The sequence below is a fragment of the Nonomuraea guangzhouensis genome, assembly GCF_019396345.1.
Taxonomy (GTDB): Bacteria; Actinomycetota; Actinomycetes; order Streptosporangiales; family Streptosporangiaceae; genus Nonomuraea; species Nonomuraea guangzhouensis.
Genome location: NZ_JAHKRM010000026.1, coordinates 82,433 through 103,710, shown reverse-complemented (window position 1 = coordinate 103,710; position 21,278 = coordinate 82,433). Strand labels below are relative to the sequence as shown.

The following is a 21,278-nucleotide window of genomic DNA, read 5'->3' as shown; positions in this document are numbered from 1 at the left end:
ACCAGCCGTCACCCGAGGAGGCCTCCCGCATGGACGCGCGCGCCCTGCACCAGAACGCCACCGTCGTCGACACGCACAACGACCTGATCCTCCTGGTCGACCACTACGACCAGCGCTACCGGCGGCAGCACTTCGCCGAGTACTGGCTGCCCCAGCTCCGCGCCGGCGGGGTGAACGTACAGGTGCTGCCGATCTGCATCGAGGAGCAGTTCCAGAGCGAGGGCGCCCTGCGGCGCACGCTGCTGCTGATCGAGCGGATGCACGAGCTGGCGGTGGAGAACGCGGACGACGTCGCGATCTGCCTGACCGCGGCGGACGTCGACGCGGCCCTCGCCGCCGGCAAGATCGCCATGATCATCGCTCTGGAGGGCGCGCACGCGATCGGTCAGGATCCCCGCCTCATCCGGACCATGGAGCGCGTCGGCGTCCGCGTCGTGTCGATGGCGCACTACGGCCGCACGTTCCTCGCCGACGGCAGCGGGTTCGACGACACCTCGCGCAGCCGCCTGACGCCCCAGGGCATCGAGGTGTTCCAGGAGATGGAGCGCCTGGGCGTCGTCTTCGACATCAGCCACCTCGGGCTGGGTGGCGTCGAGGACGTGCTGAAGCTGGCCACCCGGCCGTTCCTCGCCACCCACTCGGCCTGCCTGGCGATCACCGACATCCATCGCAACCTCGGTGACGAGCAGATGAAGGGCATCGCCGAGCTGGGCGGGGTCATCAGCGTGGCGGCCGCGATCCCGATGTTCATCGACTCGGAGAACCCCAGCGCGGAGCGGGTCGTCGACCACATCGAGCACATGGTCGCGGTCGCCGGGATCGACCATGTCGGCATCGGGCCCGACTTCATCGAGGACTACTTCCAGAAGGCGTTCGACGGCTGGCAGTTGGTGCCGGGCTTCGAGGGCGGATTCACCCCGGCCGAGATCGAACGGCCCGCCGACCTCCCTAAAATCACTGAGGTGATGGTCAGACGCGGGTTCGGCGAGAGCGACATCAGGAAGGTGCTCGGCGGCAACGTGATGCGCGTGCTCCGGGCGGTCATGGGGGTGCCGGCGTGACGCGTCCGCGCCCGTGGGTTCCGGCGCCTACCGAGCGCCTGGTCCAGGAGACAGTCGAAGCCCTGGCCGGTCAGACCGCCACCGAGACGCTCGGCGAGATCGACCGGCTGGTGCGGTGGAACGACCGCATCCACAACGTCGAGTGCGTCAACCTCAATCCCGCGACCAATGTCATGAACCCCCAGGCCGAGGCGCTGCTGTCGGCCGGCCTCGGCACGCGCGCCTCGCTCGGGTACGCGGGCGAGAAGTACGAGATGGGCCTGGAGGCCATCGAGCGGATCGAGATCATCGCCGCGGAGCTGGCCGCGCAGGTCTTCGGCGCGGGCTTCGCCGAGGTACGGGTCGGGTCCGGCGCCCTGGCCAACCTCTACGCGTTCATGGCCACCTGCCGCCCCGGCGACACGATCATCGCCCCGCCCGCGAGCATCGGCGGCCACGTCACCCACCATGCCGAAGGAGCCGCGGGCCTGTACGGGCTCACCACGGTCCCCGCGCCGGTCGCCGGGGACGGCTACACCGTGGACCTCCCGGCCCTGGCCGAGCTGGCCGAACGGCTCCGCCCTCCGTTGATCACCATCGGCGGGAGCCTCAACCTGTTCCCGCACCCGATCGCCGCCATCCGCGAGATCGCGGACTCGGTCGGGGCGCGGGTGCTCTGCGACGCCGCCCACATGTGCGGCATGCTCGCCGGGCGCGTGTGGCCGAACCCTCTTGATGAAGGTGCGCATCTGATCACGATGAGCACGTACAAGAGCCTCGGCGGCCCGCCCGGCGGCCTGATCGTCACCAACGACGCCGAGCTGGCGCAGCGGCTCGGTGCCATCGCCTACCCCGGCCTGACCGCGAACTTCGACCCCGGCCGGGTCGCCGCGCTCGCCGTCACGATGCTCGACTGGAAGGTCGCCGGGACGGCGTACGCCCAGGCGATGGTCGCGGCCGCCACCCGGCTGGCGGCCGAGCTGCGGGCGCTGGACGTGCCGGTGTTCGCCGCCGACCGGGGCGCCACCGGCTCGCACCAGTTCGCCGTGCTCGCGCACCCGTACGGGGGCGGGCAGCACGCCGCCCGCCTGCTGCGCGCCGGCAACCTGCTCGCCTGCGGCATCGGCCTGCCCGCCGCGCCCGTCGCCGGGGACGCGAACGGGCTGCGCCTCGGCACTCCGGAGATCGTCCGGCTGGGCATGGGCGAGGCCGACATGCCCGCGCTGGCCTCCTTCATCGCCCGCGCCCTGGACGGGGAGAGCGTCGCCGCCGAGGTCACCGCCTGGCGCGGGCAGTTCGCCGGCGTGCACTTCACCTCTGAATAGATTGCCCTGACAGCGGGCGCATTGACACCTATGTCACATAGGCGCAGTTTTGGGTTATGGATGAGTTTCGCATGGTGCGCAGATTCTCTCTCTCGGCCATGGCTCGTTTGCTCAGCCCTTTCGCCCTGTTAATGCCTATATGCCTGGTTGCCAAATCCCTCCCGGGGCCGCAAATCGCCCTGGTGTTCTTGGTCGCGACGATGGCGGTGATCGCCACGGGCGTCCGGTTGGCCAAGGACCGGCAGCTGGCCGCTGACACGGTCGTACGCTTCTCGGCTCAAGGTGTGGAGATGGAGGACGCGTACGGATCACGCGTGCGTCTGGCCTGGCGGCACATTGAGGGCATCGATGTCGTGGACAGCCGGGTACCGAGCCCTCGCACGGTCATCAGGGCCGACGGAACCCATATTCGGACCGGAACCAGGAAATGCGTCGGCGTCGTCGGCTGGGGTGAATACGAGGTTTCTCCCGACGCCCCTGGCTGGTTGATATCCCATCTGGATCGGCTGCCGGTCGATCCGGTCACCGGGCTGGCGAAACTGGGCATTCCCCTTGGCGTCGTCGACCCGCTGTGGGAGCACGGCCCGATGGGCGACCAGGTCCGCCGGCACCGGCCCGATCTGCCGCACCTGGCTGGTGTTCCCGGGTCAGTCGGTGTCGGCGTCGAGGAGTGAGCGGATAAGGGGTACGGCCAGGCGGAGGACGTCGTCGAGGTCCGCCTCGGCCAGGTCGGGCATCCGGATCAGGTGGCGGTGGACGGTGATGCCGAACATCACCGCGCCCGTCAGCGCGGCCCGCAGGCGCGCGTCGGGCCCGTGGATCCCGGGCACGATCCGGTCGATCACCGCCGAGGTCACGTGCTCGCGCAGCATCTGGGCGGCTTCCTGGCTGGTCATGCTGGTGCGCAGGAGTACGGCCATCGGGCTTTCGGGGGCGGCGGCCCAGCGTTCGAGCATGGCGCGCAGGTAGTTCTCGGCGGAGCGGCCCGGGTCGTCGGTGGTCAGCGAGTCGATGTCGATGCCGAAGTCGAGGGACTCGCGGAACAGTTGCTGCTTGGTGCCGAAGTACTGGATGACCGAGGACTTGTCGACGTCGGCCTCCGCCGCGATCGCGCGGATGGTGGCGCGTTCGTAGCCGAGCTCGCCGAAACTGCGGCGGGCGGCCTCCAGGATCCGGCGGCGGGTGCGCCGGCCCTTGCTTTCGGGCTCGCACACCTGGTCAGGGGCGGTCTTACCGGTTGCCATCGAGCTCCACCTCCTGCTGGCCTCCGATGGTACTGGGCGCGGGAGGCCAGGCGGGAGGTGGCGATCGACCTAGTGGCTCTGGCCGAAGGGGGAGTTGACGCCTTCGCCGGCCATCAGCCCGTCAAGCATGCGCTGCATCGACTCGGAGTCGTTGAGATGCGGGAACGGCTCATCGGCGGGGACCTCGACGTCCAGGAACTCGCAGAGCGGCGCCCACCCCTCGCGTACGTCGAACACCAGCAGCCGGCTGGCGGGCAGGCTCGCCTGGACGGTGGCCACATGGCGGTGGTAGGCCTCGATGGCGATCTCCTCTGGGGGCAGGCCTCCTTCGAAGGTCCAGTCCTTGCCGAAGGTGTCCTGCCCGATCCTGCTCATCACCGGGCCCATCCTCCGCATCGAGGCGAAGATCGTGGCCGCGACCGGTGGCAGCTGCGACGGGTCCATGGTCTGGAGCCGGCGGGGGCCGTTGGCGAGGAGGTTCTGCATGCTGACGTACCAGCGCTGGGGGTCGCGGACGGTCAGGATGACCTTGGCGTCGGGGTAGGCCGCCGCCTGCTCGCGCCAGAAGCCACTGGCCGGCCAGTCCTGCGCCGACTGGTAGCCCTCGAACACCTGGTCCCAGTCCGCCGACTCGCCGGCGGCGACGGCCGCCCACCGGTCGACGTGTTCGGGATGGGTCAGGACCTCGTACATGTGATAGCAGGGGCCGAATCCGAGCCGCTCCAGCGCGGCCTTCATCGAGCTGGTTCCGGTACGCGGGAATCCCGCGCCGATCACTTTCAGCATTTCCGTGCCTCCCGTTTCCAGCGGCTGACGCGCGCCTCTGGCCGAGAGTAAAGGAGCATTTGGAAGATCTCAACAAGTGTACAGTTTTTCCCGCTACGGCCCGTTCAGCGCTCGCCGACCGTTCCGTACCTGAGCAGGTCGAGGAGCCGGGCGGACTGGCCCGTGCCGGTCAGGGCGATCGCGTTGGCGAGGGTCATCAGCTCGCGGACGGTCAGGTCGGCGCGGACCTCGCCCGCGTCCTGCGCCCTGATGAGCAGGGCCGACGCGGTGGCCAGCATCTTCTCGTGCCACTCGCCGAACAGCGCGGAGCCGTCTTTCGGGAGGGCCAGCGCCAGGTCGCGCTTGCCCGCGACGTGCTCGACGAAGGCGCCCAGCCACTCGTGCAGCGCGTCGGCCGGCGAATCGGCTGCCAGCAGGGCCTCGCCCCCCTCGCACAGCTCTGTCACCTCGTCGGCGTACACGGCGATGATCAGGTCCTGGCGGGTGGGAAAGTGCCGGTACATGGTGGCGTTGCCGACCCCGGCGAGGCGGGCGACGTCGTCGAGCGGCGCGTCCACGCCGCGCTCGGCGAACAGTTTCCTGGCCGCGGCCAGCACCGCGTCGTGGTTGCGGCGCGCGTCCGCCCGCCTGGGGCGCTGTGCGGGCATACGGCTCAGCCTAGCCGTGGGGCGGGCCGGCAGGATCAGTGCTGCTGGAAGCGCCAGCGGGTCTGGCTGAAGTGGCCCTTGCGGAAGCCGAACGCCTTGGCCGGGGCCACCGCGAAGACCAGCACCCGGTCGCCGCGCGAGTTCAGGAAGGCGTCGTCGCCCACCTCGAAGCGCCATTCGCTGCCGTACTTGAGCTCGTAGGCGTCGGCGAGCCGCTTGAGCCGGCCGGAGTCGGTGACCCGCTCCGCGACCCCCTCCACGACCACGTCCAGGCCCTCCCCCAGAGAGTTCGCGCCGGTCGTGAGCGTGCAGCGCTGGTTGGACTCCAGGTTGCGGGCCTTCTGCTCGCCCGCGCCGGTGCAGAAGCAGAGCGCGCCGTCGTGCCAGACGGCCAGCAGGGTCGTGACGTGCGGGCTGCCGTCGGGGCGGACGGTGGCGAGCCAGAACGTCTCGGCCCGCTCCAGCGTTTCGCGTGCCTCGGCCCACCCGGTCGCGGTGGCGCCCTCGGCGCTGTATCTGGCGTCCAGTTCGGTGATCGGTTCCATGATCGCTTCTCCTTGATGGCGTACATGGATACAGACTTCCCGGGTGCGGGAAACTCATCGATGAGTTCTCCGTCGCCGATTGGTCCATACAGACATGACGACCTTTGTACTGATCCACGGTGGTGGTGGCAGCGCCTGGGACTGGCACCTGCTCGACGCCGAGCTGCGTGGCAGGGGCCATGACGTGGTGGCCGTCGACCTGCCTGTGGAGGACGAGTCCGCGGGACTGCGCGAGTACGCCGAGACCGTGGTCGAGGCCATCGGCGACCGCCGCGACCTGGTCGTGGTGGCCCATTCCTGGGGCGGCTTCATCGGCCCGCTCGTCTGCGACCGCGTCAAGGCCGACCTGCTGGTAATGCTGACCGCCATGATCCCGGCTCCCGGCGAGCGTCCGGCCGACTGGTGGGCGAACACCGGCTTCGGCAAGCGCGACATAGACGACCCGATCGGGCAGTTCATGCACGACGTGCCCGCCGAGCTCGCCGCCGAGGCGATGACCCGGTCCAGGGAGCACACCGACAAGGCCATGCGGGAGCCGTGGCCGCTGGACAGGTGGCCGGACGTGCCGACGAGGTTCCTGCTCTGCCGCGACGACCGCTGGCACGAGCCCGATTTCATGCGCGAGGTGGTCCGGGCACGGCTCGGCATCACGCCCGACGAGATGGACGGCAGCCACGCCCCCATGCTGGCCCGGCCGAAGGAGCTGGCGGATCGCCTGGAGGGCTACCTGACGGGCAGGTCGTAGACCCGGCGCACGCTGCTGCCGAGCCGGCTCACGTCGGCACCGTACACGTGCAGCGACACCCCGACCTCGTCACTCACGTTGATCACCTTGTGGATGTCGCCGGGCGGCGCGAACCCGCTCGCCTCGCCCGGCAGGTTGGCGGCCCGCCCGATCTCCAGCAGGTGATCCCCCATGTCCCGGTAGAGCGTCTCGTGCTCGATCCCGCTGATCACCCCGAACGCGCACCACGACACATGGTCGTGAATCACCGTGAACTGGCCCGGCCGCCACACGACCGCCACGACGGAGAAGTCGTCGCTCGCGTACAGCGCCTGGGACACGTACGTATCGGGCGATCCCTCTCGTTCCGCCGACGTCAGCAGGTCGAGCCCGGACAGCCGGGGCCGGAGCAGATCCGCCACCGCGAACGCGGTCTCCCGTGGGGCGAGACCCCGGGCGGTGATGTCGCCGATGTCCGACACGAGGGCGTCGAGCCCTGGCCGGATCAGGACCGTTTCCATGTCGCCTCCTCGAAAGTCGCTCTCCCCTTCTACGGTGCTACGTCCAGATCCATAGGTCCAACAGAAGTTTTCTGGCTCATCAATAGATATGCTTGATGAATGCTCGATGTCGTACGGCTCCGCGTGCTCGTCGCCGTCGCACGCAAGGGCTCGCTCACCGCCGCCGCCAAGGAGCTGCACTACTCGCAGCCGTCGGTCAGCCACCACCTGGCGCGTCTCGAAGCCGAGACCGGGGCCAAGCTCGTGCAGCGCGTGGGGCGCGGCATCCGGCTGACGGAGGCCGGCAAGCTGCTCGCCTCGCGGGCGGCCGACATCATCGGGCGCCTCGACGCCACCTCCGACGAGCTCGCCGCGCACGTGGGGCTCCGTTCGGGGCGGGCCCGGCTGGCGGCGTTCCCGTCCGCGCTGGGCACGTTCATCCCCAAGGCGGCCATCCAGCTGGAGACGTCGCATCCCGGGCTGCGGCTGCAGCTCACGGAGACCGAGCCGCCGGAGGCGCTCCGGCTGCTGCGGGCGGGTCGGGTGGAGGTGGCGGTGATATTCCGTTACGACGACACCGCGCCCGAGGACCCGGGGATCCAGATGATCCACCTGCTCGACGACCCCAGTTATCTGGTGTCTTCCACCGTTTCCGGGGAGCTGGGATCACATGCCGGTGATTCCTGGATCGCCGGTTGTGACCGGTGCCGTAGCCATCTGCTCGACCTCTGCGCCAAGGCCGGGTTCGAGCCGCGCATCTCCTTCACCAGCGACGACATCGTGGCCGTGCAGGCGCTGGTGGCGGCGGGCATGGGGCTGACCGTGCTGCCCGGGCTGGCGCTCTCCGCGCACCGGCACCCGGACGTGGAGGTGGCCGCGATCCCGGGGTCGACCAGGCATGTGTACGCGGCGGTCTACGGCGACCCGCCCCACCCGCCGGCCACCGAGGCGCTGCTGTCCGCTCTGCTGGAGAGCGTCTAGGAAACCTTTTGACCGCGCTGAGGGTCGTACGCCTACTATGAGCGACATGCCGGATTTCGCGACGCTCGCTCTCTTCTGCGCGGCCACTCTCGCCCTCCTTCTGGTGCCGGGTCCCGCGGTTCTGTTCATCGTCACCAGGAGCGTCGCGCAAGGCAGGTCGGCCGGCCTGGTCTCGGTGCTCGGCGTCCACACGGGCTCGGTGGTGCACGTGGTCGCCGCGGCGCTGGGCATCAGCGCGCTGGTGGCCGCCTCGGCCACGGCGTTCACCGTGATCAAGTACGGAGGCGTCGCCTACCTGGTCTGGCTCGGGGTGCGCAAGCTGATGACCCGGGCTCCCGCCGAGGAGGTCGCCGAGGTGGAGGTGCACTCCAGGCGGCGGATGTTCTGGGAGGGGTTCGTGGTCAACGTGCTCAACCCCAAGACGGCCATCTTCTTCCTGGCGTTCCTGCCGCAGTTCACGGACCCGGCGGCGGGTCCGATCGCGCCGCAGATCCTGGTGCTCGGACTGCTGTGGATGGCGCTCGGCATGACCACCGACGGCACGTACGCCCTGCTCTCCTCGGCCCTGGCCGGCCGGGTCCGCCGCTCCACGCGGGCGCGGCGCCGCCTCGACATCGGCAGCGGCCTCGTCTACCTCGGCCTGGCGGCCCTGCTCACGGGCGAGAAGGCCTAGCAAGCGGGGCAATCTCCTGCCCGGGGGCGATCCCTGATGCGATAGTGGTGGCACCCTCGTCGAGGACGACACATCGGGACGTAGCGACTAGGCGGACCCCATGGACAGGCCACCGCACTGCCTCGGGGCCGAGCGCGTCGTCGAGGTTCACGCAGGTCACGACGGCCTGCTCCCCCTGTCGAGCCTGCTGCTGCCCGCCCGCGAACCGCTGCCGCCCGACTGCCCCGACTGGCCGCTGCTGACGCCGAACCACGCGGTCGTCCCCTTCCTGGGCCGCGACGAGGAACGGGCGGCCCTGCGAACCTGGGCCGACGACCCGAGCCCTCTGTCGATCGCGGTGCTGACGGGCGCGGGCGGCACGGGCAAGACCCGGCTGGCCGGCGAACTCTGCACCGAGCTCACCGAAGCCGGATGGGACGCCGGTTTCCTGCCCGACCCGCACCGCGCCACCGGCCTCGACGTACTCCGCCCCACGCTCCTCGCTCTCGACCACCCGGAGCCGTCGGCGGCGGCCATCGGCGAGCTCGTCCGGCACCTGTCCGGCCGGCAGGACCGTCCCCGGGTCAGGATCCTGCTGCTCACCCGCGAATCCACCGACGGCGAGTGGTGGCGAGGCCCCTTGCCGGAGGGGCTGAACACCATCACCGTTCAACTCGGCCGCCGTCCACTGACGGCCGCCGAGCGGGTCGCGCACGCGGCGGCGGCCATGCGGGCGTTCGCACCGCCCCGGGCCGTTCTGCCCGATGTCGGCGATCCGGGGTATGACGATCCGCTGCGCTTACAGCTGGCCGCCTTGATGCGGCTGCGTGGGGACGACGTCGCGGCGGATGGGGAGTTGCTCAGCCGGTTTCTGATGTACGAGCTGGAACAGTGGATGACGGTATGGCCGGACGGGCACGAGCCGGTGGACGCCGCGACGGCCCGGCAGGCGGTGGCCCTGGTCACGCTCACCACGCCTGACCGCGAGGAGCTGCGCGAACTGCTGTCCGCGGTCCCTGAGGCACACGACCGCCGACTGGCCCTGGGCGACTGGTTGACCAGGCTTTTCCCAGGCACCTCCGAGGCTGGGCTGGCGCCTTTGGGGCCGGAGGTCGTGGCTGAGCAGTTCCTGGACGAGACCGAGGGCCTCGCCGCGCTGGTGCTGGCCGTGTACGACCATCCCGCCAGGACGGCCGGGCACCTGGTGCGGATGCTCGACGTCTTACGGCTGTCGAGCGAGCGGCCTGCCGTACGGTCGGCGCTGCGGTCGCTGGTCACCGGCCGGCTCGGCGAGCTACTGGCGGAGCCGTCCTCGCGGCTCGGTGTCCAGTCTCTTCTCGGTGACCGGCTTGATGCCGTGCTCCGGTCGCTGCACGGGGACCCGGAGACAGCGGCTGCCGTGGCCGCGCTGGGGTTGCGGCGGGAGGGGTCCCGCCGCCTGGAGCGGTCTGCGGGGGCTTGCGGTTTGGAGGCGACGCTGGCCGAGCTCCGGGTCGAGCACCTGCGTGCCGGTGACGACCGGATCGCCCTGGCCGGTGCGCTGGCCGAGGCGGCGGTGTGGCTGGTGGCGGCGGGCAGGGTGAGCGAGGCCCAAGCGGCTGCGGCGGAGGCGGCCGAGATCTTCGCCGCCGCTACTCCGTACGAACAGGAGGCTGTGCCGTATCTGGTCTCCGCTGTCGAGGCGCTTGAGATGGCCGCCGGTGAGCTGGAGTGGGCGCCAGGTGTGGCGTACGAGGCTCTGGGTGAGTGCCTCGTCCGTGGAGCGATGGCGGAGGGTGACAGCGAGGTGGCCGTCGCGGGGGCGGAGTTGGGTGTTCGGGTGTTCCAGGGGTTGGCCGCGGTCCATCCCGATCGGTATCGGGGTCGGCTCGGGCTCGCGCTGGGGGTGCTGGGAGATCTGGAGTACGAGTTGGGGCGGCCCGGGACGGCTGCCGTCGAGCAGGCCATCGACCTGCTGGGCGACGCCGTCGAGGACGAAGGACGCGGCATGCTGGTGCGGTCCCTGTGTGTCCACGCCGGTGCGTTGCTCGGGCGGGATCGGGCCGTTGAGGCTCTGGCTCAGGTCGAGCGGGCCGCCGATCTCTGTGACGAGCTGGACGAGCCGGTCGTCGCGGCCATGACGTACGCGGTGCTGGGCGCGACCTTGGCGGCGCTCGATCGGCCGCGCGACGCGCTGGAGGCCATCGCCTGGTCACAGGCCGAGCAGGACCGAGCCATGACCGTGCAGGAGCGGGCCTTGACCGGTCCAGCCGGGACGCGGGTCGCGTTGCCGCCGGTCCAGGCGAGGGCCGCTCGGCTGCGGGGGATGGTGCTGCTGCCGGCGGCCGAGGCGGCGACGGCGCTGGTGGACGGTCTGCTGGCGGACGGCAGGACGGACGAGGCCATCGGCTACGCCAGGATCGCCGTCGAAGGCTACGCGGCCGGCCCGGCGCACGCCGTCGACCAAGCCCTCGCCCGGCAGCGGCTCGTCCGGTGCCATCTGCTGCTCGGCCAGCTCGAACAGGCCCACCCGCTGGTCGAGGAGCTCATCGCCATCGCCAGGCAGGGCGGGACGACCTGACCTATCGGACCGTGCTCGCCGACTCGCTCACGCGGAGCGCCGAGCTGCTGCCCCTGCTCAAGCTGGACGACGGGCCCGAGGCGGAGGCCAGGGCCAGGGAGGCCGTCGCCGTCTACGACGAACTGCTGGCCGAGGGGGGCGATGCGGCCGGGGTGCATACCGGGCGGGCCTTGGCCGGGCTGTCGCTGGGTGCCGCCCTCGCCCTGCAGGACAGGCACGCCGACTCGGTGCGGCCGTTGGGTGAGGCGGTGGCGGCGCTGGAGCGTTCCGCGGCCGGCGACCCGGTTCTGATGGGTCGGCTGGGCAAGGGGATGCTCATGCTCGGGGACGCGCTGATCGCGGCGGGGCGGGGGCTGGAGGCCAGCGTCGTGCTGCATCGGGGTACCCAGGTGATCGAGGACGATCTGCTCAGCGCCGTGGCCCACGCCCGGCTCGGCTTCTGCCGAACGGAGCTGGGCCACCACGAGGCGGCGGAGGACGCGCTGCGCACGGCCGACCAATTGTTACGCGGGCTGCTGCTGACCCGCGACAGCACCGGCGACGGGGCCCTGCACGACGGGGATCTGGGCGCCATGCTGGGCGACGTACTGCGCGGCCGGCTGGAGCTGCTGAAGCGGGCAGGCCACGCCGACGAAGCGGCCCAGGTCGAAGCCGACCTACGCCACTACACGAGCCGCTGACCCAGCACTCCACGCCCGCGACACGAGCCGCTGAGCTCAAAGGTCACGCGCCGGCGGATTCCGCCTGTGTGCGGGCCCACCGGTAGTCGGCTTTGCCCGCCGGTGAGCGGACCATCTCGTCGACGAACACGTACGTACGAGGCACCTTGTACCCCGACAAGTGCTGCCGGCAGTGCGCGTCCAGTTCGTCCGCCGTCACCCCGGCCCCCTCGCGCGCCTCGATCACGGCCGCCACCCGGTTGCCCCACCGCTCGTCCGGGACCCCGGTCACCACCGCGTCGAAGACCGCCTCGTGCCCCTTGAGCACCGCCTCCACCTCTTCGGGGAACACCTTCTCGCCACCGGTGTTGATGCACTGCGACCCGCGCCCGAACACGTTCACGGTGCCGTCGGCGTCGACGCTGGCCAGGTCGCCGGTCAGCAGCCACCGGGTGCCCTCGGCGTCGGTGACGACCGTACGGGCGGTCTTCTCCGGGTCGTTGTAGTAGCCGAAGGCGACCCGCCCCGACTTGGCCACCGTGCCCAGCTCGCCCGAGCCCGGCTCGACGGGCCGCAGCTTCTCGTCGAGCACGGCGAGTCCGGCTGTGGCGTTCGGCTGGTAGCGCAGCCCCTTCTCGGGCGAGGAGCCCGCCACGCCCGAGGCGGTGAAGCCGGACTCCGTGGAGCCGAAGTTGTCCAGGATCATGATGTTCGGCAGGGCCCGCTGGAGCCGGTCGCGCACGGATCCGGTGAGGATGGCGCCGGTCGAGCTGATCACGATGAGCGAGGACACGTCGTAGTCGCCGCTCTCCATCGCCTCCGCCATGGGCCTGGCCATGGCGTCGCCGGTGATGCTGATCGTGGCCACGCGTTCGCGCCCGACCGACCGCCACACCGTGTCGGCGTCGAACCGGCGCACGTAGACCACGGTCGAGCCCATCCACCAGCTGATGAACGTGCCCATCTGCGCGGCCCCGTGCATCAGCGGCGCGGCCGCCATCATGACCATGGGCTCCTTCTCGGCCGCCTGGTCGACCACCGCCTGCGGCGTCGCGAGCGGCTCGCCGTACGGGTTGCCGCCGCCGAAGGCCATGAACAGGTCCTCGACGTGCCACATCGCGCCCTTGGGCATGCCGGTCGTACCGCCGGTGTAGATGATGTAGACGTCCTGCCCGGAGCGCGGCTCGAAGCCGCGCGAGGGCGCGCCGCGCTTCATGGCCTCGGTGTACGGCACGGCGCTCGCGACGGACGACTGACCGCCGACCGAGATCAGGTGCTTCAGCAGGGGCGCCTCGCCCGCGACCGCCGCGACCCGCGCGTCGAACTCCACGTCGTAGATCAGCGCCCGGATGTCGGAGTCCCGGTAGAGGTAGAGCAGCTCGGACTCGACGTAGCGGTAGTTGACGTTGATCGGCACCGCGCGGATCTTCAGCGCGGCGAGCATCCCGGCGATGTACTCGATGCTGTTGTACAGGTGCAGCCCGACGTGCTGGCCAGGCTGGATGCCGAGCTCCAGCAGGTAGTGGGCGATGCGGTTGGCCTCGGCGTCCAGTTCGGCGTAGGTGCGGCGCTCGGTGTCGCAGACGACGGCCACCCGGTCGCCGATCGCGTCCGCGATGCCCTCGAACAGGTCAGCGTGGTTGAACTCCATCAGGGCTTCTCCCGTCCGACGATCCACATCGCGAAGAACTGGGCTCCCCCGCCATACGCGTGGCCGAGCGCCAGCCTGGCGCTGTCCACCTGGTGCTCCCCCGCCATGCCGCGTACCTGGAGCGCGGCCTCGGCGAACCTGATCAGTCCCGACGCCCCGATGGGGTTGCTGGACAGCACCCCGCCGGAGGCGTTCCACGGGATGTCGCCGTCGAGGGCGGTGGCTCCCGATTCGGTGAGCTTCCAGCCCTCGCCTTCGGCCGCGAAGCCGAGGTTCTCCAGCCACATCGGCTCGTACCAGGAGAACGGCACGTACACCTCGGCCACGTCGATCTGGCGGCGCGGGTCGGTGATGCCCGCCTGCCGGTAGACGTCGGCGGCGCAGTCCTTGCCCGCTTGCGGGCTGACCGTGTCGCGCCCGGCGCGGAAGATCGGCTCGGACCTCATGGCCGTACCGTGCAGCCAGGCGGGGGTGCCGGTGACCGCCGACTCCGACGACAGGACCATGGCGCAGGCGCCGTCGCTGGACGGGCAGGTGTCCAGGTAGCGGATCGGCTCCCACAGCATCGGCGTCGACTCGACCATCCGCCGGTCGATGCCGGGGATCTTCAGGTGGGCGTAGGGGTTCTTGAGGGCGTTCAGCCGGTCCTTGACCGCGACCAGCGTGCCGATGTGCTCGGGCGCGCCGGTTCTGCGGATGTACTCCCTGATGTGCGGCGCGAAGTAGCCGCCGGCCCCGACCACCAGCGACGCGCTGAACGGCAGGTGGGTGGAGAGCGCCCAGGTGGCGTTGGACTCCGACTGCTTCTCGAACGCCACGACCAGCACCCGGTCGTGCACGCCGCCCTGGACGAGGCTCGCGCCGACCAGGGCCGTGGAGCCGCCGACGCTGCCCGCGGTGTGCACGCGCATCATCGGCTTCCCGGCCGCGCCGAGCGCGTCGGCCAGGTACGCCTCGGGCATCATCACGCCCTCGAACAGGTCGGGCGCCTTGCCGATGACGACCGCGTCGATGTCCTTGAACGTCAGTCCGGCGTCGTCCAGCGCCCTGACGGCCGCCTCGCGGACCAGTCCGGCGATCGACACGTCCCTGCGCTTGGTCGTGTAGTACGTCTGGCCGACGCCTATCACGGCACACCTGTTGCCCATTTCTCATGCCTCCAGGACGGTCACGAGGTTGTGCTGCAGGCAGGGGCCGCCGGCGGCGTGGCCGACCGTGCGGGCGGCCGTGCCGTCGTGGATGCGCCGGGCCGCCTCGCCGATGCGGATGAGGCCGGTGGCCATGACCGGGTTGGCGGCCAGCGGGCCGCCGGACGGGTTGATCACCGTGCCGTCGGGGAGCTCCAGCGCCCGGCGCAGGATCGGCTCCTCGTGGGCGAACTGGGTGTGCAGCTCGGCCACCTCGACGGGACCCTTGCCGACCCCCGCGGCACGAGCGGCATCGGCCGCGGAGGCCGACCGGGCCAGGTCCCGCATACCCAGGTAATGCGGCTCTATACGGTGCGCGATGCCCCTGATGTAGGCGGGTTTGGCGCACAGCTCCCTGGCCAGGTCCCCGGCCGCCAGGACGATCGCCGCCGCGCCGTCCGTGATGGGGGCGACGTCCGACTTCCTGATCGGCTCGACCGCGTACTCGTCGGTGACGTCCTCGGGCAGGTCGAACGCGTACGGGTTGGCCCGGCCGTCGGCCCGGCTGCGCCGGACGATCTCGTCGAGCTCTTTCCGGTCGGCGCCGGCGGCGCTGGCCTGCAGGGCGGCGAAGGAGAGCTGGTCGAGGCCGAGCGGTGCCAGGTAGTAGGGATCCAGCTGGAGCGTCATGATCGTGCGCAGGTCGCCGAGTGACGACTTGCCGAAGCCGTACACCAGGGCGGAGTCGACGTCGCCGTGCTGGAGGCGTACCCATGCCTCGTACAGCGCCCAGGCGGCGTCCATCTCCACGTGGCTCTCGGAGATCGGCGGCCAGGCGCCGAGCGCGTCGAGCGCGGAGACGAACGAGAACGGCGCGCCCGCGAGGTAGTCGCAGCTACCGGAGCAGGTGAAGCCGAACCTCTTCAGCCCGGTCAGCTCCTTGACCTCGTTGATGACGGGCAGGATGAGCTCGGGTTCGCTCAGGCCGCCGTCATGGTCGGTATGGCGGGTCTGGGCGAACGCGACAACGGCTACTTCACGCATCAGAGCTCCACATCCGGCTCGCCGGTGGGGGCGAACCATCGGACGTTGGCCATCGACTTCGTCCGTTCGTCCTCGGGCACCCATTCGGCCTTGACCCGCATGCCCTGCCGCACCTCGTGCGCCGGGACGCCGCCGACGAGCGCGATCATAGGGATGTCCGCCCCGTCGAGCAGGATGTACGCCGACACGAAGGGCACTTCGGGGGCGCGCGGGTCGGGCAGGTTGTTGATGGCGTACGTGGTGATCGTGCCGGTGTCGGGTAGTTCGAGCTGGTCGCCGATCGGGCCGCCGCATTGGGGACAGAAGACGCGGTACGGGACGTACACCTTGTCGCAGGTCGGACACCGGCCGCCGAGGAACACGCCGCGCTCGACGCCTTCCAGGAAGGTCAGCAGCCCGCCGCCGACCTGCAGCCGGTAGTCGGCCCGCACATTGGACACGATCTTCGTGACTTCCGGCGCGAAGTAGGAGATGTCGCTGATGTGACCGGTGCGCTCGGTCCGCCAGACGGGCCACACGCGGGTGCCGATCTGCACCGCCTTGGCGTTGCCCGCGTCGACCGCGTGCACCAGCGCGGTGTCCGCGCCGTCGAGCTTGATCATCGCCCAGGCGAACGGCCGGTCGAGCGGGTGGCTGTCGCGCGGCTCGTCCACCCATGCCCACGCGGTCACCGTCCCGGCGGGCCCGACCTCGACGAACTCGTCCGTGACCGCCTCGCCGCTCGCGGGGTCGTACTCCAGCGGCGGCACCAGCACCTTGCCCTCGGGGGTCCGCACGCCGACGATCCGGCCGGCGCGCAGCTCGGTCAGGAACCGCCCGATCACCGGCCCGGTCGTGCGCATGTATCCGCCGGGGAACTCCAGTATGTGCTCCGCCACCAGCGGTTCAGATGGCACGGTCGTGTCCCTCCCAGTAGGGTGCGCGGAGTTTGCGTTTGAGCAGCTTGCCGTTGGGCTCGCGGGGCATCTCCTCGATGAAGTCGATCGACCTGGGCCACTTCATCCGGGCCAGGCGGCCTTCCAGCGAGGCGAGGATCTCGGCCGCGAGCTCGGGGCCGGGCGCCGAACCCGGCGCGGGCTCGACGATGGCCTTGATCTGCTCGCCCCAGTCGTCGTCCGGGATGCCGAACACCGCCACGTCCGCGACCTTGGGGTGGATCATGATCTCGTTCTCGATCTCGGCGGGGTAGATGTTCGCGCCGCCCGAGATGATCATGTCGGCCTTGCGGTCGCACAGGTAGAGGAAACCGTCCTCGTCCAGGTAGCCGATGTCGCCGACCGTGAAGTACTCCTTGAGCCGGTTCGCGGCGGTCTTTTCGGGGTCGCCCTTGTACTCGAACCCGGTGCCGAGCATCTTCATGTAGATCGTCCCGGGGGTTCGGGTCGGCACGGGTTCGCCCGCGTCGTCCACGATGAGCAGCTCGCTGATCGGCCAGGCCGAGCCGACCGTGCCCGGGTGCGCCTTCCAGCCCTCCGGCGTGGCCAGGGTGCCGCCGCCCTCGGTGGCCGCGTAGTACTCGTAGACGCAGTCGCCCCACCACTCGAACATCGCCCATTTCACCGGCACCGGACAGGGGGCGGCCGCGTGGATCATCCACTTGAGCGAGGACAGGTCGTACTTGTGGCGGGTCTCCTCGGGCAGTGCGAGGAGGCGCTTGAAGTGCGTGGGCACCATGTGCGAGTTGGTGACCTGGTACTTCTCGCAGAGGCGGAGCATCTCCTCGGCGTCCCACTTGTCCATGTAGACGAGCGTGTGGCCCATGTGCAGGGCCGTACCGCCGAACTGCGTGACGGCGGTGTGGTAGTTCGGCGAGGTGATCAGGTGCGCGTTCGGCCGGCCCCGGGTGATGCCGAACAGGCCCGGCAGGAACGACAGCATCTCGGCGGCGTCGTCCGGGTCGAGCCCGTTCAGCGGCCGCCGGACGCCCTTGGGCTTGCCGGTCGTACCCGAGGTGTAGTGCATGGTCAGCCCGGCCGTACGGTCGGGAGGCGCGGTGTCCGGCTGCCCGGCGGTCAGCTCACTGATCGGCCGGAACCCCGGGATATCGGCATCCTGTACGGCGAAGCGCCGCTCGGCCGCGATGGCCTCGGCGGCCCTGACTCCCTCGACCGCGTACCTGGCGTCCACGAAGAACGCCTGGGCCTCGCTGTCGGCCACGATGTAGGCGATCTCGGGTCCGGTCAGGTGCCAGTTGATCGGTGTGTAGTACCAGCCGGCCTGTAACGCGGCCAGGTAGAGGACGAGCCCGTCCACACCGTTCGGCACGAGGCCGCAGATGCCGTCTCCCGGCTTCAGCCCGAGCTCGCGCAGGCCGTGCACCAGCCGGTTCGACCGGGCCAGCAGGTCGCCGGCACGGTGTTCCGTACCGTCGGGATCGACGGACGCGATCCAGTCCGGATCCGCCTGCGCCAGCCGCCAGAAACCGAGCGTGCCCATCGAAACTCCTCTTCAGGTGGTCCGAGGCCCCGATAAACAAGAACTTGTTCTCGTTTTGCCTGGGCAGCGTATCCCGGCGTCCAAGCTGTAGCAAGCGCTTGATCGAGGTCCTGCCGTCATCTTCGTCCGCCCGCTCTCCACGCGGTAGGATCGCTGCCTAACAAGCGCTTGATTCGTTACCTGGAGGCGTCCGTGGAGCTCCTGCCGATCAGCACCCCCCACTGCCAGGTCGAACGCGACGGCCACGTCGTGATCGTCACCATGAACCGGCCGGAGGCCCGCAACGCACTCTCCTCCGACATGCTGATCGGCCTGGCCTCGGCCTGGGCGTACGTGTCGGCCGAGCCGGAGGTCAGGGCCGCCATCCTCACGGGCGCGGCGGGCACCTTCTGCGCCGGCGCCGACCTCAAGGCCATGGGACAGCCCTCGACGGACGCCGAGGTGCAGGCCCGCGCCGCCCAGATTCCCAACTTCCACTGGAAGGGCCTGCTGCGCGAGGACCTGCCGACCAAGCCGATCGTGTCGGCGGTCGAGGGCTACGCGGTGGCGGGCGGCACCGAGCTGCTGGTCGGCACCGATCTGCGGGTGGTGGCGGAGTCGTCGACGCTCGGGCTGTTCGAGGCGAAGCGGGCGTTGTTCCCCATGGGCGGCAGCGCGATCCGCCTGCCCCGGCAGATCGCCTACTGCCACGCCATGGACCTGCTGCTCACCGGCCGCGCCATCACCGCGGCGGAGGCGCTGTCCATGGGGCTGGTCAATCGGGTCGTACCGGATGGTCAGGCGTTGACGGTGGCACGGGAGATCGCGGACGACATCGCCGCCTCGGGCCCGCTCGCCGTACAGGCGATCCTGCGTACGTACCGGGAGACCCTCGATCTGTCGGAGCCGGAGGCGCTCAAGGTGTCGGACGAGATCGGCTGGCCGGTGATCGGCTCCCAGGACGCCCGCGAGGGCGCCCGCGCCTTCAAGGAGAAGCGACCCGCCGTCTACAAGGGGCACTGAGCAAGAGGGCGTGCGAGGTAGCGGGACCGCGCCCGCTACCTCGCGCACGATCATCAGTCGCCGGTGATGCGGCCGAGGCGTTCCATGGCCTCCGCGTACTCCTCCATCAGCGCGTACATGACGTCGCGTGTGGACCGGACCTGGTTGGTGATGCCGATGATCTGGCCGGCCGGGAAGGTGGCCAGTTCGGCGGCGTCCGAGCGGCCGATGCGTCGCAGCGCGTCCGACACCAGCATGAACTGCAGCGGCATCGGCAGCGTCCCCGGCGACTCCTGCGACTCCCAGGCGTCCGTCCACTCGTTCTTGAGCAGCCTGGCCGGCTTGCCCGTCCAGCTGCGGGAGCGGACGGTGTCGCGTGAGGTGGCCGCCAGGATGCGCTGCTTGGCCATCTCGGGGGTGTCGGCCTCCTCCACCGTGAGCCAGAGCGAGCCGGTCCAGACGCCCTCGGCGCCCAGGGCCATGCCGGCGGCCATCTGGCGGCCGTTGCCGATGCCGCCCGCCGCCAGGACGGGCACGTCCACCGCGTCCACCACCTGAGGGATCAGCACCATGGTGGAGATCTCGCCGGTGTGCCCGCCGGCCTCCGTACCCTGCGCCACCACGACGTCCACGCCGACCTCGACCTGCTTGAGCGCGTGGCGCGGGGTGGAGGCGAGGGCGGCGACCTTGACGCCGTGCGAGTGGGCCAGCTCCACCACGTCCGCGGGCGGCGGGCCCAGCGCGTTGGCCAGCAGGGCGATCGGGTGCCGCAGCGCCACCTCCACCTGCGGACGGGCGGTGGCGTCCGTCCAGCCGAGCAGGACCTTGCCCGCGTCGGCGTCCGACGACAGGGCGGGAACGCCGTGTCCGGCCAGGAGATCCTCGACGAACTTCCGGTGACCTTCGGGAATCATCGTCTGCAGGCGGCCCACCAGCTCCTCGGGCGCGAAGTCGGCGCCCTCGTAGGAGGCGGGCATGACCACGTCGACGCCGTACGGGTGGCCGTCGACGTGGTCATCGATCCATTTGAGCTCCATCTCGAGCTCTTCGGGGGTGAAGTAGAGGGCTCCCAGTACGCCCATGCCGCCGGCCTTGCTGACCGCGGCGACCACGTCCCGGCAGTGGCTGAAGGCGAAGATCGGGAGCTCGATTCCGAACATGTCCGTCACACGTGTCCGCATGGGCCCGACAATACGACCGGTGGCGAAGAAACTGCAACGTGTTCTAGTACTAGAACTTTTCGTCGGTCGTACAAACGAACGAGGGCGCCCCCGTTGATCAGGGGCGCCCTCTGTCAGGAGTAAGTGGGCTACTCGCTCTCGCGGCGCCGGCGGCCGAGGATGACCGCGAGGGCCAGCGCGACCACCCCGAGCACCACCAGGATGATCGGGATCGTGGTCTTCAGCAGCGTGATCTGGTTCTTGGCGTCGGTCGCGGTACGCACCATCTCGGTGATGGTCTGCGGGGTGAACGAGGCGGTGGCGACCAGGGCCTTGGCGCGCTCGACGCCGTCCTGGGTCTTGAGCGTCTCGTTGCGCCGCACTTCCTGCTTGACCGGGGCGCCGCTGTTGGGCTCGACCCAGTAGGTGTCGGTGCCCTCGTACCAGCGGTCGAGCTGGATGTCGCCCGACTGGGTCACGCCGAACATCGAGCCGGGGGCGGTCAGCGTGGCGACCTTCGTGGGCGGGACGACCTGCTGGAACTTGTAGACCGGCAGCCCGTTGACGGTGTCCTCACCGACGAAGGTGGTGTCGAACGCCTTCTTGGCCGTCTGGTTGAAGACCTGGTACGTCTTCTTCTCGGTGCCGAACGGGAACAGGTAGATCTGCCCCTCCAGCTTCACCGGCTCCTTGTCGACGCTGACCCCGCAGCAGTTGACGCCCACCCCGGTGCGCCGGTCGAAGGCGCTGCGCCGCTCCGACAGGCTGATCTGCGGCTTGCTGTTGGTGACGTCGTCCACCACGGTGAACTGGTCCCAGACCACCCGGTTGTCCGTGGCCTCCTTGACGTCGCCACGGGTCGTGACGAGCATGCTGAGGTCCGCGGTCAGCACCTTGCCGTCGGCGATGGAGAAGTACTGGGCGCCCGGAGCCTGCAGCTTGGTGACGCTGTACTGGGCCGCGGGAGCGGCGATGATCTTGTCCGCCGCCCAGAAGCGGACCATGCCCGCGAGTACCACCAGAAATGCCCCGACGGCAACGAGAACGAGTACAGGTGTGCGTCGCATTCTGGATCCTCCTGGCGGTCGAGGGATACGAGAACCGGTTACTTGTCCCCCCGGACATCAGCCGCGGGTGTGACATACCCGCAACATGATCGCTACTGGAAAGTAGCATTCGATGACAGATCGCTGCAGCTACCTTCGCATAACGAATC

21 protein-coding genes are annotated in these 21,278 nt (G+C 70.1%); 9 read left to right on the top strand and 12 right to left on the bottom strand.

What is annotated here, in order from left to right:
* Positions 1-29 precede the first annotated feature (29 nt).
* The 3 genes from KME78_RS43395 to KME78_RS43385 are packed head-to-tail and all read left to right on the top strand — an operon-like array spanning position 30 to position 3,039.
* The gene (locus KME78_RS43395) at positions 30-1,061 is read left to right on the top strand and encodes a dipeptidase (protein ID WP_219535456.1); all 1,032 of its coding nucleotides are present in this window, start codon (positions 30-32) and stop codon (positions 1,059-1,061) included.
* Complete coding sequence (gene glyA, locus KME78_RS43390) at positions 1,058-2,365, top strand: serine hydroxymethyltransferase (protein ID WP_219535454.1); 1,308 nt, start codon at positions 1,058-1,060, stop codon at positions 2,363-2,365. Before KME78_RS43395 ends, glyA begins: the two co-directional genes overlap by 4 nt.
* Positions 2,366-2,421: 56 nt before the next feature.
* On the top strand, positions 2,422-3,039 hold the full coding sequence (locus KME78_RS43385) for a hypothetical protein (RefSeq protein ID WP_219535453.1): 618 nt from the start codon (positions 2,422-2,424) through the stop codon (positions 3,037-3,039).
* Here the strand turns inward: KME78_RS43385 and KME78_RS43380 are convergent.
* The 4 genes from KME78_RS43380 to KME78_RS43365 form a co-directional block, all read right to left on the bottom strand.
* Complete coding sequence (locus KME78_RS43380; protein WP_219535451.1) at positions 3,013-3,609, bottom strand: TetR/AcrR family transcriptional regulator; 597 nt, start codon at positions 3,607-3,609, stop codon at positions 3,013-3,015. The genes KME78_RS43385 and KME78_RS43380 overlap by 27 nt on opposite strands.
* 69 nt (positions 3,610-3,678) lie before the next feature.
* The gene (locus KME78_RS43375) at positions 3,679-4,395 is read right to left on the bottom strand and encodes a sulfotransferase family protein (RefSeq protein WP_246653196.1); all 717 of its coding nucleotides are present in this window, start codon (positions 4,393-4,395) and stop codon (positions 3,679-3,681) included.
* Between the two features lie 104 nt (positions 4,396-4,499).
* A complete protein-coding gene (locus KME78_RS43370) occupies positions 4,500-5,042 on the bottom strand; it encodes a TetR/AcrR family transcriptional regulator (RefSeq protein WP_219535449.1) in 543 nt (180 codons plus the stop codon).
* Positions 5,043-5,077: 35 nt separating this feature from the next.
* Positions 5,078-5,587, bottom strand: coding sequence for a pyridoxamine 5'-phosphate oxidase family protein (locus KME78_RS43365; RefSeq protein ID WP_219535447.1), 510 nt, complete (start codon positions 5,585-5,587; stop codon positions 5,078-5,080).
* Positions 5,588-5,681: 94 nt separating this feature from the next.
* On the opposite strand from KME78_RS43365, the gene KME78_RS43360 reads away from it, so the two are divergent.
* A complete protein-coding gene (locus tag KME78_RS43360) occupies positions 5,682-6,332 on the top strand; it encodes an alpha/beta fold hydrolase (RefSeq protein ID WP_219535445.1) in 651 nt (216 codons plus the stop codon).
* Here the strand turns inward: KME78_RS43360 and KME78_RS43355 are convergent.
* Entirely contained in the window at positions 6,311-6,832 is a 522-nt protein-coding gene (locus KME78_RS43355; RefSeq protein ID WP_219535443.1) for a cysteine dioxygenase family protein, read from the bottom strand. The two genes, KME78_RS43360 and KME78_RS43355, sit on opposite strands and share 22 nt — an antisense overlap.
* A 99-nt stretch (positions 6,833-6,931) precedes the next feature.
* On the opposite strand from KME78_RS43355, the gene KME78_RS43350 reads away from it, so the two are divergent.
* From KME78_RS43350 to KME78_RS43335, 4 genes are all read left to right on the top strand, one after another.
* Entirely contained in the window at positions 6,932-7,792 is an 861-nt protein-coding gene (locus KME78_RS43350) for a LysR family transcriptional regulator (RefSeq protein WP_219535441.1), read from the top strand.
* A gap of 46 nt (positions 7,793-7,838) precedes the next feature.
* Positions 7,839-8,465 carry a LysE family translocator gene (locus tag KME78_RS43345; RefSeq protein ID WP_219535439.1) on the top strand — a complete coding sequence of 209 codons (627 nt, stop codon included), beginning with the start codon at positions 7,839-7,841 and terminating at the stop codon, positions 8,463-8,465.
* A gap of 100 nt (positions 8,466-8,565) precedes the next feature.
* A complete protein-coding gene (locus KME78_RS43340; RefSeq protein WP_219535437.1) occupies positions 8,566-11,004 on the top strand; it encodes a P-loop NTPase family protein in 2,439 nt (812 codons plus the stop codon).
* Positions 11,005-11,015: 11 nt separating this feature from the next.
* A complete protein-coding gene (locus KME78_RS43335; RefSeq protein WP_219535435.1) occupies positions 11,016-11,684 on the top strand; it encodes a hypothetical protein in 669 nt (222 codons plus the stop codon).
* A gap of 43 nt (positions 11,685-11,727) precedes the next feature.
* Here KME78_RS43335 and KME78_RS43330 read toward each other — a convergent pair whose 3' ends face one another.
* The 5 genes from KME78_RS43330 to KME78_RS43310 are packed head-to-tail and all read right to left on the bottom strand — an operon-like array spanning position 11,728 to position 17,921.
* Positions 11,728-13,314: an acyl-CoA synthetase gene (locus tag KME78_RS43330; protein ID WP_219535433.1), complete on the bottom strand. Its 1,587-nt coding sequence runs from the start codon at positions 13,312-13,314 to the stop codon at positions 11,728-11,730.
* Positions 13,314-14,462, bottom strand: coding sequence for a thiolase family protein (locus KME78_RS43325; protein WP_219535431.1), 1,149 nt, complete (start codon positions 14,460-14,462; stop codon positions 13,314-13,316). Before KME78_RS43325 ends, KME78_RS43330 begins: the two co-directional genes overlap by 1 nt.
* A 3-nt stretch (positions 14,463-14,465) precedes the next feature.
* Positions 14,466-15,485 carry a thiolase family protein gene (locus KME78_RS43320; protein ID WP_219535429.1) on the bottom strand — a complete coding sequence of 340 codons (1,020 nt, stop codon included), beginning with the start codon at positions 15,483-15,485 and terminating at the stop codon, positions 14,466-14,468.
* Positions 15,485-16,381, bottom strand: coding sequence for a Zn-ribbon domain-containing OB-fold protein (locus KME78_RS43315; RefSeq protein ID WP_372455071.1), 897 nt, complete (start codon positions 16,379-16,381; stop codon positions 15,485-15,487). Before KME78_RS43315 ends, KME78_RS43320 begins: the two co-directional genes overlap by 1 nt.
* Positions 16,371-17,921: an acyl-CoA synthetase gene (locus KME78_RS43310; protein ID WP_219535427.1), complete on the bottom strand. Its 1,551-nt coding sequence runs from the start codon at positions 17,919-17,921 to the stop codon at positions 16,371-16,373. Before KME78_RS43310 ends, KME78_RS43315 begins: the two co-directional genes overlap by 11 nt.
* Before the next feature lie 192 nt (positions 17,922-18,113).
* Between KME78_RS43310 and KME78_RS43305 the strand changes: the two genes are divergently transcribed.
* Complete coding sequence (locus KME78_RS43305; protein ID WP_219535425.1) at positions 18,114-18,923, top strand: crotonase/enoyl-CoA hydratase family protein; 810 nt, start codon at positions 18,114-18,116, stop codon at positions 18,921-18,923.
* A gap of 53 nt (positions 18,924-18,976) precedes the next feature.
* Here KME78_RS43305 and KME78_RS43300 read toward each other — a convergent pair whose 3' ends face one another.
* The gene (locus KME78_RS43300; RefSeq protein ID WP_219535424.1) at positions 18,977-20,083 is read right to left on the bottom strand and encodes an NAD(P)H-dependent flavin oxidoreductase; all 1,107 of its coding nucleotides are present in this window, start codon (positions 20,081-20,083) and stop codon (positions 18,977-18,979) included.
* Between the two features lie 128 nt (positions 20,084-20,211).
* Positions 20,212-21,129 carry a cell envelope lipid trafficking protein PgfA gene (gene pgfA, locus KME78_RS43295; protein WP_219535422.1) on the bottom strand — a complete coding sequence of 306 codons (918 nt, stop codon included), beginning with the start codon at positions 21,127-21,129 and terminating at the stop codon, positions 20,212-20,214.
* Between the last annotated feature and the right edge of the window lie 149 nt (positions 21,130-21,278).

Bases quoted from the DNA above. Each gene is read 5' to 3' on its own strand.
- KME78_RS43395 (WP_219535456.1), top strand. From the start codon at position 30: ATGGACGCGCGCGCCCTGCACCAGAACGCCACCGTCGTCGACACGCAC.
- KME78_RS43385 (WP_219535453.1), top strand. From the start codon at position 2,422: ATGGATGAGTTTCGCATGGTGCGCAGATTCTCTCTCTCGGCCATGGCT.
- KME78_RS43380 (WP_219535451.1), bottom strand. From the start codon at position 3,609: ATGGCAACCGGTAAGACCGCCCCTGACCAGGTGTGCGAGCCCGAAAGC.
- KME78_RS43375 (WP_246653196.1), bottom strand. From the start codon at position 4,395: ATGCTGAAAGTGATCGGCGCGGGATTCCCGCGTACCGGAACCAGCTCG.
- KME78_RS43370 (WP_219535449.1), bottom strand. From the start codon at position 5,042: ATGCCCGCACAGCGCCCCAGGCGGGCGGACGCGCGCCGCAACCACGAC.
- KME78_RS43365 (WP_219535447.1), bottom strand. From the start codon at position 5,587: ATGGAACCGATCACCGAACTGGACGCCAGATACAGCGCCGAGGGCGCC.
- KME78_RS43360 (WP_219535445.1), top strand. From the start codon at position 5,682: ATGACGACCTTTGTACTGATCCACGGTGGTGGTGGCAGCGCCTGGGAC.
- KME78_RS43355 (WP_219535443.1), bottom strand. From the start codon at position 6,832: ATGGAAACGGTCCTGATCCGGCCAGGGCTCGACGCCCTCGTGTCGGAC.
- KME78_RS43350 (WP_219535441.1), top strand. From the start codon at position 6,932: ATGCTCGATGTCGTACGGCTCCGCGTGCTCGTCGCCGTCGCACGCAAG.
- KME78_RS43345 (WP_219535439.1), top strand. From the start codon at position 7,839: ATGCCGGATTTCGCGACGCTCGCTCTCTTCTGCGCGGCCACTCTCGCC.
- KME78_RS43340 (WP_219535437.1), top strand. From the start codon at position 8,566: ATGGACAGGCCACCGCACTGCCTCGGGGCCGAGCGCGTCGTCGAGGTT.
- KME78_RS43330 (WP_219535433.1), bottom strand. From the start codon at position 13,314: ATGGAGTTCAACCACGCTGACCTGTTCGAGGGCATCGCGGACGCGATC.
- KME78_RS43325 (WP_219535431.1), bottom strand. From the start codon at position 14,462: ATGGGCAACAGGTGTGCCGTGATAGGCGTCGGCCAGACGTACTACACG.
- KME78_RS43320 (WP_219535429.1), bottom strand. From the start codon at position 15,485: ATGCGTGAAGTAGCCGTTGTCGCGTTCGCCCAGACCCGCCATACCGAC.
- KME78_RS43310 (WP_219535427.1), bottom strand. From the start codon at position 17,921: ATGGGCACGCTCGGTTTCTGGCGGCTGGCGCAGGCGGATCCGGACTGG.
- KME78_RS43300 (WP_219535424.1), bottom strand. From the start codon at position 20,083: ATGCGGACACGTGTGACGGACATGTTCGGAATCGAGCTCCCGATCTTC.
- pgfA (WP_219535422.1), bottom strand. From the start codon at position 21,129: ATGCGACGCACACCTGTACTCGTTCTCGTTGCCGTCGGGGCATTTCTG.